At 55.6% G+C, this 10985-nt stretch carries 21 protein-coding genes; 3 read left to right on the top strand and 18 right to left on the bottom strand.

Annotation, left to right across the window (positions count from 1 at the left end; all coding sequences use genetic code 11):
• The 4 genes from QZ517_RS18350 to QZ517_RS18335 form a co-directional block, all read right to left on the bottom strand.
• A partial coding sequence (locus tag QZ517_RS18350) for an adenylate kinase (RefSeq protein WP_294229908.1) occupies window positions 1-562 on the bottom strand: 562 nt, incomplete at its 3' end.
• Window positions 559-1923, bottom strand: coding sequence for a preprotein translocase subunit SecY (secY, locus tag QZ517_RS18345; RefSeq protein ID WP_283425787.1), 1365 nt, complete (start codon window positions 1921-1923; stop codon window positions 559-561). The genes secY and QZ517_RS18350, both read right to left, overlap by 4 nt.
• Window positions 1924-2031: 108 nt before the next feature.
• Window positions 2032-2505 carry a 50S ribosomal protein L15 gene (gene rplO, locus QZ517_RS18340; protein ID WP_294229902.1) on the bottom strand — a complete coding sequence of 158 codons (474 nt, stop codon included), beginning with the start codon at window positions 2503-2505 and terminating at the stop codon, window positions 2032-2034.
• 236 nt (window positions 2506-2741) lie between these two features.
• Entirely contained in the window at window positions 2742-3425 is a 684-nt protein-coding gene (locus tag QZ517_RS18335) for a winged helix-turn-helix domain-containing protein (RefSeq protein ID WP_294229898.1), read from the bottom strand.
• A gap of 74 nt (window positions 3426-3499) precedes the next feature.
• On the opposite strand from QZ517_RS18335, the gene QZ517_RS18330 reads away from it, so the two are divergent.
• Both QZ517_RS18330 and QZ517_RS18325 read left to right on the top strand, forming a co-directional pair.
• Complete coding sequence (locus tag QZ517_RS18330) at window positions 3500-3823, top strand: NIPSNAP family protein (RefSeq protein WP_294229914.1); 324 nt, start codon at window positions 3500-3502, stop codon at window positions 3821-3823.
• Entirely contained in the window at window positions 3820-4194 is a 375-nt protein-coding gene (locus QZ517_RS18325) for an antibiotic biosynthesis monooxygenase (protein WP_294229893.1), read from the top strand. The genes QZ517_RS18330 and QZ517_RS18325 overlap by 4 nt, the downstream gene beginning before the upstream one ends.
• A 47-nt stretch (window positions 4195-4241) precedes the next feature.
• Here the strand turns inward: QZ517_RS18325 and QZ517_RS18320 are convergent, their stop codons facing one another.
• Window positions 4242-4937, bottom strand: a complete 696-nt coding sequence (locus QZ517_RS18320) for a YafY family protein (RefSeq protein WP_294229890.1) — start codon at window positions 4935-4937, stop codon at window positions 4242-4244.
• A gap of 93 nt (window positions 4938-5030) precedes the next feature.
• Here QZ517_RS18320 and QZ517_RS18315 point away from each other — a divergent pair, with 93 nt between their 5' ends.
• Window positions 5031-5504: an SRPBCC family protein gene (locus QZ517_RS18315; protein WP_294229888.1), complete on the top strand. Its 474-nt coding sequence runs from the start codon at window positions 5031-5033 to the stop codon at window positions 5502-5504.
• Window positions 5505-5562: 58 nt separating this feature from the next.
• Here QZ517_RS18315 and QZ517_RS18310 read toward each other — a convergent pair whose 3' ends face one another.
• The 13 genes from QZ517_RS18310 to QZ517_RS18250 form a co-directional block, all read right to left on the bottom strand.
• Window positions 5563-5775 (bottom strand): DUF1127 domain-containing protein, encoded by a 213-nt coding sequence (locus QZ517_RS18310; protein ID WP_294229886.1) that lies wholly within the window; start codon window positions 5773-5775, stop codon window positions 5563-5565.
• Between the two features lie 211 nt (window positions 5776-5986).
• Window positions 5987-6202, bottom strand: coding sequence for a DUF1127 domain-containing protein (locus QZ517_RS18305; RefSeq protein ID WP_294229883.1), 216 nt, complete (start codon window positions 6200-6202; stop codon window positions 5987-5989).
• A 231-nt stretch (window positions 6203-6433) separates the two neighbouring features.
• Entirely contained in the window at window positions 6434-6649 is a 216-nt protein-coding gene (locus tag QZ517_RS18300; protein WP_294229880.1) for a DUF1127 domain-containing protein, read from the bottom strand.
• A gap of 327 nt (window positions 6650-6976) precedes the next feature.
• Window positions 6977-7165 carry a 50S ribosomal protein L30 gene (gene rpmD, locus QZ517_RS18295; protein WP_209064855.1) on the bottom strand — a complete coding sequence of 63 codons (189 nt, stop codon included), beginning with the start codon at window positions 7163-7165 and terminating at the stop codon, window positions 6977-6979.
• Window positions 7166-7178: 13 nt separating this feature from the next.
• Window positions 7179-7745, bottom strand: a complete 567-nt coding sequence (rpsE, locus tag QZ517_RS18290) for a 30S ribosomal protein S5 (protein ID WP_294229875.1) — start codon at window positions 7743-7745, stop codon at window positions 7179-7181.
• Between the two features lie 114 nt (window positions 7746-7859).
• Complete coding sequence (rplR, locus tag QZ517_RS18285) at window positions 7860-8222, bottom strand: 50S ribosomal protein L18 (RefSeq protein WP_283425779.1); 363 nt, start codon at window positions 8220-8222, stop codon at window positions 7860-7862.
• Between the two features lie 11 nt (window positions 8223-8233).
• Window positions 8234-8767: a 50S ribosomal protein L6 gene (gene rplF / locus QZ517_RS18280; RefSeq protein WP_294229872.1), complete on the bottom strand. Its 534-nt coding sequence runs from the start codon at window positions 8765-8767 to the stop codon at window positions 8234-8236.
• Window positions 8768-8777: 10 nt separating this feature from the next.
• Window positions 8778-9167 (bottom strand): 30S ribosomal protein S8, encoded by a 390-nt coding sequence (rpsH, locus tag QZ517_RS18275; protein ID WP_283425777.1) that lies wholly within the window; start codon window positions 9165-9167, stop codon window positions 8778-8780.
• Window positions 9168-9179: 12 nt separating this feature from the next.
• The gene (rpsN, locus tag QZ517_RS18270) at window positions 9180-9485 is read right to left on the bottom strand and encodes a 30S ribosomal protein S14 (protein ID WP_283425776.1); all 306 of its coding nucleotides are present in this window, start codon (window positions 9483-9485) and stop codon (window positions 9180-9182) included.
• An 18-nt stretch (window positions 9486-9503) separates the two neighbouring features.
• Window positions 9504-10064, bottom strand: a complete 561-nt coding sequence (gene rplE, locus QZ517_RS18265; RefSeq protein ID WP_283425775.1) for a 50S ribosomal protein L5 — start codon at window positions 10062-10064, stop codon at window positions 9504-9506.
• On the bottom strand, window positions 10057-10368 hold the full coding sequence (gene rplX / locus QZ517_RS18260; protein ID WP_294229868.1) for a 50S ribosomal protein L24: 312 nt from the start codon (window positions 10366-10368) through the stop codon (window positions 10057-10059). The genes rplE and rplX overlap by 8 nt, the downstream gene beginning before the upstream one ends.
• Window position 10369: 1 nt before the next feature.
• On the bottom strand, window positions 10370-10738 hold the full coding sequence (gene rplN / locus QZ517_RS18255; RefSeq protein WP_044050560.1) for a 50S ribosomal protein L14: 369 nt from the start codon (window positions 10736-10738) through the stop codon (window positions 10370-10372).
• Between the two features lie 100 nt (window positions 10739-10838).
• A partial coding sequence (locus tag QZ517_RS18250) for a 30S ribosomal protein S17 (protein WP_294229911.1) occupies window positions 10839-10985 on the bottom strand: 147 nt, incomplete at its 5' end.

Raw genomic sequence — 10985 nt, 5'->3', positions numbered from 1 at the left:
CTGCCACAGATGCCTCAACCTCGTCCATCGACGCCAGACCATCAACCGAGGTCAAATTGCCTTTGGCGTGGTAGTAGCCAATCAATGGCGAAGTTTGCTTGTAATACGCCATCAAGCGCACCTTGAGGCTTTCGGCGTTGTCGTCAGCGCGCGCTGCGCCTCCGTTGGCCACTGCTTCTTTCGCACGGTTGATGATGCGCTCTACGAGAACCTCATCATTCACCTGCATCTCGATCACTGCGTCGAGTTTCTCGCCACAGTCCTCCAACAAGTCTGCCAATGCATCTGCTTGAGCCAAGGTGCGCGGGAAGCCATCAAAGATGAAGCCGCCCTTCTTGTCGCCTTCCAACTGCTCTCGGATCAAGCCGATCACAATCTCGTCGGTGACAAGCTCGCCGCGGTCCATGACCTCGGCAACCTTCTTGCCCATCTCCGTACCGGAGGTTTTTGCAGCGCGCAGCATGTCGCCCGTAGAAAGCTGGATCATGTCGCGCTTCTCGACGAGACGGCCAGCCTGGGTTCCTTTACCGGCACCGGGCGGGCCAAGCAGAATAATATTCATCGACGAGCAGGTCCTTTGCGTTTGCGTTTGTTCCGACCTTTACCGGACAGCTGCGATTTTTCAATCAGCCCTTCGTACTGGTGGGCCAGCAAATGGTTCTGAACTTGCTGAATGGTGTCCATGGTAACGGAGACCACAATCAAAACCGAGGTGCCGCCAAAGTAGAACGGGATTGCAAACTGACCACGCAGAATCTCAGGAAGGAGACAAACTGCCGCAAGATAGGCTGACCCCAGCACCAAAATGCGGTTCACAACGTATTCCAGATACTCGGCGGTGCGCTTACCGGGGCGAATCCCGGGCACAAAGCCGTTCTGGTTTTTAAGGTTGTCGGCAACTTCGTCAGGTTTGAAGCTGACGTTGAAGGTGTAGAAATAAGCAAAGAACACAATCATGGAGACAAAGAACAGCAGGTACAGCGGCTGTCCTGGGCCAAAGTAGGCCAGCAGGGTCGACATGATTGGGCCGGTTTGGCCCCCAGAGAACGTTGCAATGGTGGTTGGCAGCAACAGCAGAGAGCTGGCAAAAATCGCTGGGATCACACCGGCTGGGTTCACTTTCACCGGCAGGTGAGAAGAGCCACCGTCATAGACTTTCATGCCAACCTGACGACGGGGGTACTGAATGTGGATTTTACGCAGCGCCCGCTCCATGAAGACCACAAAGGCGATGGTGGCAATCACCATCACAATCACCGCAACAATCACTGCCTCGCTGATTGCGCCTGTGCGGCCGGAGACAAAGAACTGAGCCAGCGCAGCAGGAAGTTCGGCCACAATGCCCACAAAAATGATCAGCGAGATACCGTTGCCGATGCCGCGTGCGGTGATCTGCTCACCCAGCCACATCAGGAACATGGTGCCGCCAACCAGCGTCACCAGACAGCTGAAACGGAAGAACAGGCCCGGATCAGTGACCAGCTCACCGGCCTCCAAGCTCACTGCGAGGCCATATGCCTGCAACGTTGCCAATGCCACCGTGCCGTAGCGGGTGTATTGGTTCATCTTTTTACGGCCTTGCTCGCCTTCTTTCTTGAGTTGCTCAAGATAGGGCACCATCGACCCCAGAAGCTGCACAATGATGCTCGCGGAGATATAAGGCATAATGCCCAGAGCAAAGATGCCCATCCGCCCCAGCGCGCCGCCGGTGAACATGGACAGGATGCCGCCAATGCCTGCGCCCGCCTCTTCCATAAATTCACGAAGCGCGACACCGTCGATGCCCGGAACCGGAATCCATGTGCCAAGGCGATACACAATCAGCAAACCCAGTGTGAACAGGATGCGATTGCGCAGGTCGGTGGCTTTTCCAAGTGCGGACCAGCTGGTGTTGGCCGCCATTTGCTCTGCTGCAGATACCATTTAGGATCTCTCTTAGACTAAAAACGCCGCCAGAACCGTTTTCCGGTTTGGCGGCGTTAGGAAAACTTGGAAGGATATGTAAGCGGGTCTTTGCCCGCTCACAACCTCTTATTCAGCCGCTGGCGCGGATTTGACTGTCAGAGAGCCACCCGCTTTTTCAACTGCTTCAACCGCAGCTTTGGAAGCGCCGGTCACTTCGATGTTCAGCTTGGCGGAAACGTCGCCTTTTGCCAGAACACGGATGCCGTCTTTTTTGCGGCGCACAGCACCGGATGCGATCAGCGCATCTTCGGTGATTGCGGCTTTGGCATCGATTTTGCCTTCGTCGACAAATTTCTGGATCAGGCCGAGGTTGATCACAGCAAATGCCTTGCGGTTTGGCTTGTTGAAGCCGCGCTTAGGCAGACGCTGGTACAATGGCATCTGGCCACCTTCGTAGCCGTTGATCGCAACACCCGAACGCGATTTTTGACCTTTGATACCACGGCCACCCATTTTACCCTTGCCGGAGCCAGGGCCACGGCCAACGCGCATGCGTTTTTTGGTTGCGCCAGGATTGTCGCTCAGTTCGTGCAGTTTCATATCGCTTCTCCTTGCCGGAACTGACCCACGAAGCGTCTTCGGGCCAAACACGGCTTTTCTTGGTTTTGATTCTCATGACGCAAAACGCCACCCGGGGGCGTATAGACCCTCAGGCGTGGGTTTGCAATGTGGAAGATGGCGAACCGAATTTGGTCAAGCCTCAGGTGGACAACGATGCCCCGCCAAAGGTCAGGCACATACACTCCAACGATCCTACAGCTCTGACGAACCAGACTTCACACCATGGGAAACAGCCCATCAAAGGCCTTGGCTCCGGCCCCCGAGAAGGTCACAACCCGAGTGGCTTTGTCCCTCTGCGCCCACGAGAGTGTCTCAAACCGAGCCAGTAACGCCCGTCCAAGACTGCCCGCCAAATGTGATCGACGCTCGCTCCAATCCAGACACTCCTTGCAGAGCGCTGCACGCCCTTTGCGCAACGTGGACAGGTCAATGTCCAACTCAGCGACAAAAACCGCCCCAGCCTTGGTCAGTTTTAAGTCTTCGCCCTCTATAATCAGGTGCCCCTGCGCGATCATGCTATCAAACATGCGCGTGCCCATGTCACCCGCAAGATGGTTGTAACAGACCCGTGCCTCACGCAGGGCGGCATCTTTGGGGCCGGTACGCTTGCGTAAAAACCCTGACCCGGCCGCAAGCCCCATCAGCCCCTCTAGGACGTGGGCCACCTCATCACTGGCCAGCGAGAAGTATTTGTGCCGCCCCTGCTTACGGGGGCGCAACAGCCCGCCATGGTCGAGTTTTGAGAGATGTGAGCTTGCCGTTTGCACCGTCACCCCCGCTTCCTCCGCCAATTCACTCACCGTCAGAGCTTTGCCGCTCATCAACGCAGTCAACATATTGGCGCGCGCGGGATCTCCGATCAGTGCAGCGATATGGGCGATATCAGGACCTTCTTTCATAGTTCGATCCTAATCGAAGCATCCAACGTCCGCAATCGCCTAGGTAGGCCGTTCAAATGGAAACGGAGACTCCCATGCTGACCTGTGTCATTCGCTATCACATCGATCCAACCAAGAAAGCCCAGTTCGAGCAATATGCCCGCAATTGGGGTGAGGCGATCCCGCGCTGTGGCGCCGATCTCATTGGCTACTTCGCCCCACACGAGGGGTCTACAACTCTCGCTTACGGCATCTACAACGTGGCCAGCCTCGCCGAATACGAGGCTTACCGTACCCGTTTGGCCGCAGACCCTCTCGGCCAAGAGAACTACACCTTCGCACAGAAAGAGAAATTCTTACTGCGGGAAGACCGGACCTTTCTCAGGCTCGCCTCGTCTCCAATCGGCGGCAGCAAATGATCGCGGTTATATTTGAAGTCGAACCCGCCGCCGGGCGCAAAGACGAATATCTCACAATCGCCGCCAACCTGCGTCCCCTGCTCCACGAGATCGATGGTTTTATCTCCGTGGAAAGGTTCCAAAGCCTTACCGATCCAAACAAGGTCCTGTCCTTGTCTTTCTTTGAAACGGAGGAGGCCATTGCACAGTGGCGACGCCTGTCTGCGCACCGCTCGGCTCAAACGAAAGGGCGCGACGAAGTTTTTGACACCTACCGCCTGCGTATTGCACACGTCGTCAGAGATTACGGGATGTCTGATCGTGCGGAGGCTCCGTCAGACAGCCAACTCATCCATCGCAAACCAGAGAGACCGGCACCTAAAGAGCCTTAGAATAGTCCCAACGCAGTGCGGCGCCAACTTGGCGCCGCGTCATGGCGCTAACCGCCCCCACCCCGTTTCGCCATCACCTCTTCCCACACTTTGATCAACGCCGCCCGCCGCCCCGGATAAGCCTCATTCAGCACATCCAGCGCGACAACCCGATCCGTGCGAAAGTGCCGGTAGTCCTGTCGCTGCTCGCACCAAGCCACGATGTAGCGCTCTCCGTCCAGATAGGCGATCAACAGAGGCCAGATCACCCGGCTGCTCTCGCTCTCATCTCGGTCCCGATAAGCTACCCGAAGCTTAGAGCGTTCCCGAATGGCCACGCGCAACCGTGCCCCGTCAAACTGCTCCTCTTTTGGCCCCCGCGTGACAATCGCCCGTGATCCCGCGTCCAGCACCACGGGCCGCAGCTCCTCAGGGATCACCTCGGTCAGCTTCGCTACCAAGTCCCGTGCCGCCAATGCCAGTGACGGATCAGCCTGCGCTGCCACCATGCCAGCGCCCAATACAGCCGCTTCCAACTCATCTGGTGTCAGCATCAGTGGTGGCATGTCATAGCCCTCATCCAGCACATAGCCCATCCCGGCCTCACCGGTGATGGGTACCCGCTGCGCAATCAACTCTGCCATGTCTCGGTAGAGTGTGCGCAACGAAACCTCTAGTTCAGTCGCCAGCTCACGCCCCGTCACCGGTGCGCGGGCTGCCCGCAATACTTGGATAATCTGGAAAAGCCGTTCCGTGCGACGCATTTTTCACCTCTGCTGCCACACTGCTGACATACCGTTGTCAGCAGGGCAAGTTTAGACAAAGATCAACGAAGTTATTGTTCTAAGGAAAGACACATGATCCAGTTTCAGCGTAGCAAGATCCTCAACGCCTCCCCAGATGCGATTTGGACCACATTGAGCGACTATATGAACATCGACGCCTTTGCGCCCGGTATCACCAAAGTGGACGCACTGAGCGAACAGTCCAATGGCCTTGGCGCCAAACGCCGCTGCTACTTTCCCGACGGAAGCTCTGTTGTCGAAGAGGTCACCACCTGGACCGAAGACCGCGGCTATCGCGTGGCGCTGGTTGATCTGGGCAAGATGCCGTTGAAAGAAATGCACGCCGAGCTCCGCCTCGCGCCCAACGGCAGCAGCAAAACTCACGTCACATGGAGCATCGAGTTTGCCACCAAATTTGGCCCGTTTGGCTGGCTTATGGGACAGGCCCTGATGAAACCCATGATGCGCAAGGTGCTCGACGGCAACCTGCAAGGCCTTGAGGATCACGTGACTGGCCATACGGCGGCCGTCCCGCAGCCCTCCTGACAAACAAAAACGCCCCTGCGGGTCAGGCAGGGGCGTTTCATTTAGTCTTTTGGCTCACTCAGCCGTAAGTGTGCTGGGTTGCGATGCTGTGGATGTCGTAGCGATCAACACCAATGTCGTTCAATTCACGATCACTCATGCGGGCCAATTCCCGAACGGTGGTGTTATACTTCTGACGCAGCGCGCGGGCCGCTTTGAAGTCTTCAATCGACGCACGCAGAGTTGCAAAAAGATCAATGCGGGCGGACTGGGCTGTTTGTACAAATGCCATGGTGATGGCTCCTTATCTATCCGTGCCGAAACGTATTTTCCGGCGTTTTCTTGTTTTACCTTCTGGTGCCTTCAACATAGGCTCCACCGTTATCGCTAACAATTGCCCAATTGATCTGCCCGATATGCATCTTTGTCATGGCTCTTTATCTCCCAGTAACCAAAAAGCCCCGGCAAGTGCCGAGGCTTTCCAACTCATGTCCAGGTCAATCTCAGCGAGACCCCGTGTGATCCCGCGCCAGGATCTCTATGTCATGGCGAGACACCCCAATGTCCTCCAATTGGCGTTTGCTCAGCCCGCCCAACTGGCGCGTTGTCTCACGATACAGGGCGTTATGCTGCCGCTCCGCACGGTAGGTGGACCAAGCATCATAGATACGTGCGCCCATACCAATGCTGCGCGAGTGTGGTGTGTTCAAATAGGCCATCGGACAAGTCCTCCTTAAGGCGCTTAACGACTTTTGGTTAGCGCGGGTGTGTGTCGGGAATGTGTGGTTTGCGTTACTCTATAGATAAAGGTCTGCCAGAGACGCCTTTCAACAAAGGCAAACGACTATCTCCTATGCACAGAGGACAACTTCTTTGGAGAAGGCGCCAAAACGCAAAAAGCCCCGGAGCATTCTCCGAGGCTTTTGGGGAGTGTCTGGGTGACCTGTGGTTTACAGGGCCAGTGCGCCTTTGCGCGCAACATCTTCGATGTCGCCGCGGTTCAGGCCAATGTCAGCCAGCTCACGGCTGGTCAGGCTGTTCAGCTCTTTGACAGTTTTGGCAAAAGACGCATCGCGCTTACGGTTCAGAACCCAATTCTCAACCAAACGGGAGAAACGGCCAATGATGTCTACGGCTTCGATGTGCAGAGATGGTGCATGTTGCATGAGTAAAATCCTTCAAGTGCCGATGCGCCATGTCGGCTGGAGCGCGTTATCTGTTCATGCGTTCCATTTAGTGCCCAAATTTGCAGCGCGGTAGGCACAAGACAGCAAGCCAGATATGCACTTGGCGAATATCGATGGAAGCGATGTTAATCATTCCGTTTCGGAATGATATATTTTGGGCTTCCACGCCGAGCCGCCCCAACATTTAGCAACGCCAATCCATGCCTGCGCCAATCCCTTCCAAAACCTTAAAGACTTCCCGACAATGCAAACAAAAACGCCCCCGGAATATCCGAGGGCGTTCTTAATTTTTCGATCAAAAAGGGCTTAGTCGCGCTCTTCGATGATCTCCACCATGTGGGAAACCTTGCGAATCATGCCGCGTACCGAAGGAGTGTCCTCCAGTTCACGGGTCCGGTTCATTTTGTTCAGACCCAGACCGATCAGCGTAGCACGCTGGTCTTGTGGGCGACGGATCGGCGAACCGACCTGTTTTACAACGATGGTTTTTGCCATTGGTCGTTACTCCTTACGCGTCTGCGGCTTCGGAAGGTGCGTCATCCTTGCGCAGGATGTCAGCAACTTTCTTGCCACGGCGAGCCGCAACCTGACGTGGGCTGGCTTCTTTGTTCAGCCCGTCGATGGTGGCGCGGATCATGTTGTAGGGGTTCTGCGAACCGATGGATTTCGAAACAACGTCTTTGACGCCGAGCATTTCGAAAACAGCACGCATTGGACCACCGGCGATGATACCAGTACCTTCTGGCGCGGTGCGCATAACCACTTTACCGGCGCCGTGACGGCCTTCGATATCGTGGTGCAGGGTACGACCTTCGCGCAGTGGCACGCGGATCATTTGACGCTTGGCTTGCTCGGTGGCTTTGCGGATGGCCTCAGGGACCTCTTTCGCTTTACCTTTACCGAAGCCTACACGGCCTTTTTGGTCACCAACAACAACCAGAGCTGCGAAGCCAAAGTTCTTACCACCTTTGGTGGTCTTGGAAACACGGTTGATCGCTACGAGACGATCTGCGAATTCCGGGGTTTCGTCTTCGCGGTTGCGACCACGGCCCCGACGGTTATCACGTTCTGCCATTTGGCATTCCTTTATCTACTGGCGCTTGGCGCCTGAATCACTCGATCCCAGTGAAGCCGGACCAAAGCCCGACCTCCCGGATCATCGGGGGGACGCGAACGTCCCCCACAAGTCTTATACTTTGAGCCCACCTTCACGCGCAGCGTCGGCCAGAGCCTTCACTTTGCCGTGGAAGAGGAAGCCGCCGCGATCGAAGTATGCTTCGGTCACGCCTGCTTTGCTCGCACGTTCGGCAATCGTTGCACCCACTTTGGTGGCTGCTTCGATGGTGTTCTTGCCGACAAGGCCGAGATCCTTTTCCAATGTGGAAGCGGATGCGACTGTGACACCGTTGCGATCGTCGATCAGCTGAACGCTGATGTTCTTGTTGCTGCGGTGCACGGACAGGCGCATCTTGCGATCGCCATTGACCTTGCGAAGTTTGTTCCGGACGCGCAGGCGGCGCTTGAGGAACAGATCCCGTTTGCTGTTTGCCATCTAACTGGTCCTTACTTCTTCTTACCTTCCTTGCGGAAGATATATTCATCAACGTACTTGATACCTTTGCCTTTATAAGGCTCGGGCTTACGCCATTCGCGGATGTTCGCCGCAACCTGGCCTACAAGCTGGCTATCAGTGCCCTCGACAATGATCTGTGTGTTCTTCGGCGTGGTCACGGTGATACCCGCTGGCACTTCGAAGTTCACCTCGTGAGAGAGACCGAGCGACAGCTTCAGGGTGGCACCCTGCATCTGCGCACGATAACCAACACCGTTGATCTCGAGTTCTTTTTTGAAGCCCTGAGTCACACCGGTCACCATGTTGGCGACGATGGTGCGGGACATACCCCATTGCTGACGTGCACGCTTGGACGAGCCGCGCGGTGTCACTTTCACAATGTTGTCTTCAACTACAATATTGACGTCGTCAGTTGCAGTGAAAGACTGGGTGTCCTTCGGACCTTTGATTTCGATGGTCTGGCCGGAGACAGAAGCGCTAACGCCACTGGGCAGCTCGACCGGTTTTTTACCAATACGAGACATCAAGCTCTCCTTAGAAGACCGTGCAAAGTACTTCGCCACCAACCTTATTGGAGCGAGCGCTTGCATCCGACATCACACCTTTAGAGGTGGAGACAATCGACACACCCAGGCCCTGACGGACGGTTGGGATGTCTTCAGCGCCCATGTACACACGACGACCAGGTTTTGAAACCCGTTTCAGCTCGCGAATAACAGGGGTGCCTTCGTAGTACTTCAGGCTGATTTCGAAGGCCGGGTGGCCGTTCTCTTCAGCTGCTTCGTAGCCGCGGATGTAGCCTTCGTCGGCCAGCACATCCAGAACCCAGCCGCGCAGTTTGGAAGCAGGTGTAGAAATCACCGACTTGCCGCGCATCTGGCCGTTACGGATACGGGTCAGCATATCACCGATAGGATCGTTCATAATTCTCTCTCCTTACCAGCTAGATTTGACCATGCCGGGGATCTGACCTGCAGAACCCAGCTCGCGCAGCGCAATACGGCTGACCTTCAGCTTACGGTAGTAAGCGTGAGGACGGCCGGTGAGCTGGCACCGGTTGTGAAGACGGGTTGCCGAGCTGTTGCGCGGCAGTTTGGCCAGTTTCAGACGCGCTGTGAAACGCTCTTCCATTGGCTTGGACTCATCGGCTGCGATTTCTTTCAGCGCGGCGCGTTTGGCGGCGTATTTCGCGACCAGACGTTCCCGCTTCTTTTCGCGTTCGATCATTGCTTTTTTAGCCATGTCGTAATCCTCTCAGCCTTACGCGATGAAGGGCATGTTGAAATGCTTCAACAGGCTCTGCGCTTCGGCGTCGGTTTCAGCATCGGTGGCGATGACGATATCCATGCCCCAGTTCTCATCAACTTTATCAAAGTCGATTTCTGGGAACACGATGTGCTCTTTCAAACCGGTGGCAAAGTTGCCACGGCCATCAAAGCTCGGCTTCACACCACGGAAGTCGCGGATGCGGGGCATCGCAACGGTGATCAGACGATCGAGGAATTCGTACATACGGTCGCCACGCAGGGTCACCTTTGCACCCATTGGCATGCCTTCGCGAACGCGGAAGCCGGCAATGGAGTTCTTTGCAATGGTGGTCAGAGCTTTCTGGCCCGCAATCGCGGTCAGATCAGCCTGTGCTGACTTGGCTTTCTTGCTGTCTTTCACGGCTGCACGGCCACAGCCGATGTTCAGCACGATCTTTTCCAGCTTAGGGATCTGCATGTCGTTCTTGTAACCAAACTCTTCTTTCAGAGCGGCGCGGATGGAATCCGCATAGAGCGACTTCAGACGTGGTGTGTAGTCTGCATTATCAAGCATCAATCACGTCCCCTGTAGTCTTAGCGAAGCGAACCTTCTTGTCACCTTCCATGCGGAAGCCAACACGGGTTGCTTTGCCGTTTTTGTCCAGGATTGCCAGGTTGGACAGTTGGATCGGCATCGCCTGAGGGATGCGACCGCCCTGTGCGGTTTGGCTTTGCTTGGTGTGGCGGATAGCGATGTTGATGCCATCTACAACAGCTTTGCCGGCTTTGGGGTCAACAGAGGAAATCGTGCCCTCTTTGCCTTTGTCCTTACCGGCAAGTACGACAACTTTGTCGCCTTTTTTCAGCTTAGCAGCCATCTTACAGCACCTCCGGCGCGAGCGAGATGATCTTCATGAAGTTCTTGGCGCGCAGCTCACGAACAACTGGGCCGAAGATACGTGTACCGACTGGCTCATTGGCGTTGTTCAAAATAACAGCTGCGTTGCGATCAAAGCGGATCGCTGTGCCATCTTCACGACGGACTTCTTTAGCGGTGCGTACGACGACGGCCTTACGGACGTCCCCTTTTTTAACGCGACCGCGTGGAATGGCTTCCTTAACCGAGACAACAATGATGTCGCCTACGGATGCGTACTTACGCTTGGAACCACCCAGAACCTTAATGCACTGAACACGGCGAGCGCCGCTGTTGTCAGCTACATCCAGGTTTGTTTGCATCTGGATCATGTGGTTTCTCCCGACCTATGGGGCACCGATGCGTGGTGTATCCCCCAGGGTTTCGACTGACTGTTAAGTCTAGTCGCCAGGAGTCTCTGTAACGAGACTCTTAGGCTACCAGAACTTCCCAGCGTTTCGTTTTCGATTTCGGCGCGCACTCGATGATGCGTACTTGGTCGCCGACCTTGAAAGCGTTCTGTTCATCGTGAGCCCGGTACTTTTTGGACTTACGGATGGTTTTCTTCAGAACCGGGTG

Origin of the sequence: uncultured Shimia sp., from assembly GCF_913054185.1 — a bacterium.
Lineage (GTDB): Bacteria > Pseudomonadota > Alphaproteobacteria > Rhodobacterales > Rhodobacteraceae > Shimia.
This window is presented reverse-complemented; position numbering and strand designations above follow the sequence as displayed.

Bases quoted from the DNA above. Each gene is read 5' to 3' on its own strand.
- rplN (WP_044050560.1), bottom strand. From the start codon at position 10,738: ATGATCCAGATGCAAACAAACCTGGATGTAGCTGACAACAGCGGCGCT.
- rplX (WP_294229868.1), bottom strand. From the start codon at position 10,368: ATGGCTGCTAAGCTGAAAAAAGGCGACAAAGTTGTCGTACTTGCCGGT.
- QZ517_RS18300 (WP_294229880.1), bottom strand. From the start codon at position 6,649: ATGCAACATGCACCATCTCTGCACATCGAAGCCGTAGACATCATTGGC.
- secY (WP_283425787.1), bottom strand. From the start codon at position 1,923: ATGGTATCTGCAGCAGAGCAAATGGCGGCCAACACCAGCTGGTCCGCA.
- rpsN (WP_283425776.1), bottom strand. From the start codon at position 9,485: ATGGCTAAAAAAGCAATGATCGAACGCGAAAAGAAGCGGGAACGTCTG.
- QZ517_RS18315 (WP_294229888.1), top strand. From the start codon at position 5,031: ATGATCCAGTTTCAGCGTAGCAAGATCCTCAACGCCTCCCCAGATGCG.
- rplE (WP_283425775.1), bottom strand. From the start codon at position 10,064: ATGCTTGATAATGCAGACTACACACCACGTCTGAAGTCGCTCTATGCG.
- QZ517_RS18330 (WP_294229914.1), top strand. From the start codon at position 3,500: ATGCTGACCTGTGTCATTCGCTATCACATCGATCCAACCAAGAAAGCC.
- QZ517_RS18310 (WP_294229886.1), bottom strand. From the start codon at position 5,775: ATGGCATTTGTACAAACAGCCCAGTCCGCCCGCATTGATCTTTTTGCA.
- rpsE (WP_294229875.1), bottom strand. From the start codon at position 7,745: ATGGCAGAACGTGATAACCGTCGGGGCCGTGGTCGCAACCGCGAAGAC.
- QZ517_RS18305 (WP_294229883.1), bottom strand. From the start codon at position 6,202: ATGGCCTATTTGAACACACCACACTCGCGCAGCATTGGTATGGGCGCA.
- rplR (WP_283425779.1), bottom strand. From the start codon at position 8,222: ATGGCAAACAGCAAACGGGATCTGTTCCTCAAGCGCCGCCTGCGCGTC.
- rplF (WP_294229872.1), bottom strand. From the start codon at position 8,767: ATGTCTCGTATTGGTAAAAAACCGGTCGAGCTGCCCAGTGGCGTTAGC.
- rpmD (WP_209064855.1), bottom strand. From the start codon at position 7,165: ATGGCAAAAACCATCGTTGTAAAACAGGTCGGTTCGCCGATCCGTCGC.
- QZ517_RS18335 (WP_294229898.1), bottom strand. From the start codon at position 3,425: ATGAAAGAAGGTCCTGATATCGCCCATATCGCTGCACTGATCGGAGAT.
- QZ517_RS18325 (WP_294229893.1), top strand. From the start codon at position 3,820: ATGATCGCGGTTATATTTGAAGTCGAACCCGCCGCCGGGCGCAAAGAC.
- QZ517_RS18320 (WP_294229890.1), bottom strand. From the start codon at position 4,937: ATGCGTCGCACGGAACGGCTTTTCCAGATTATCCAAGTATTGCGGGCA.
- rpsH (WP_283425777.1), bottom strand. From the start codon at position 9,167: ATGAACGATCCTATCGGTGATATGCTGACCCGTATCCGTAACGGCCAG.
- rplO (WP_294229902.1), bottom strand. From the start codon at position 2,505: ATGAAACTGCACGAACTGAGCGACAATCCTGGCGCAACCAAAAAACGC.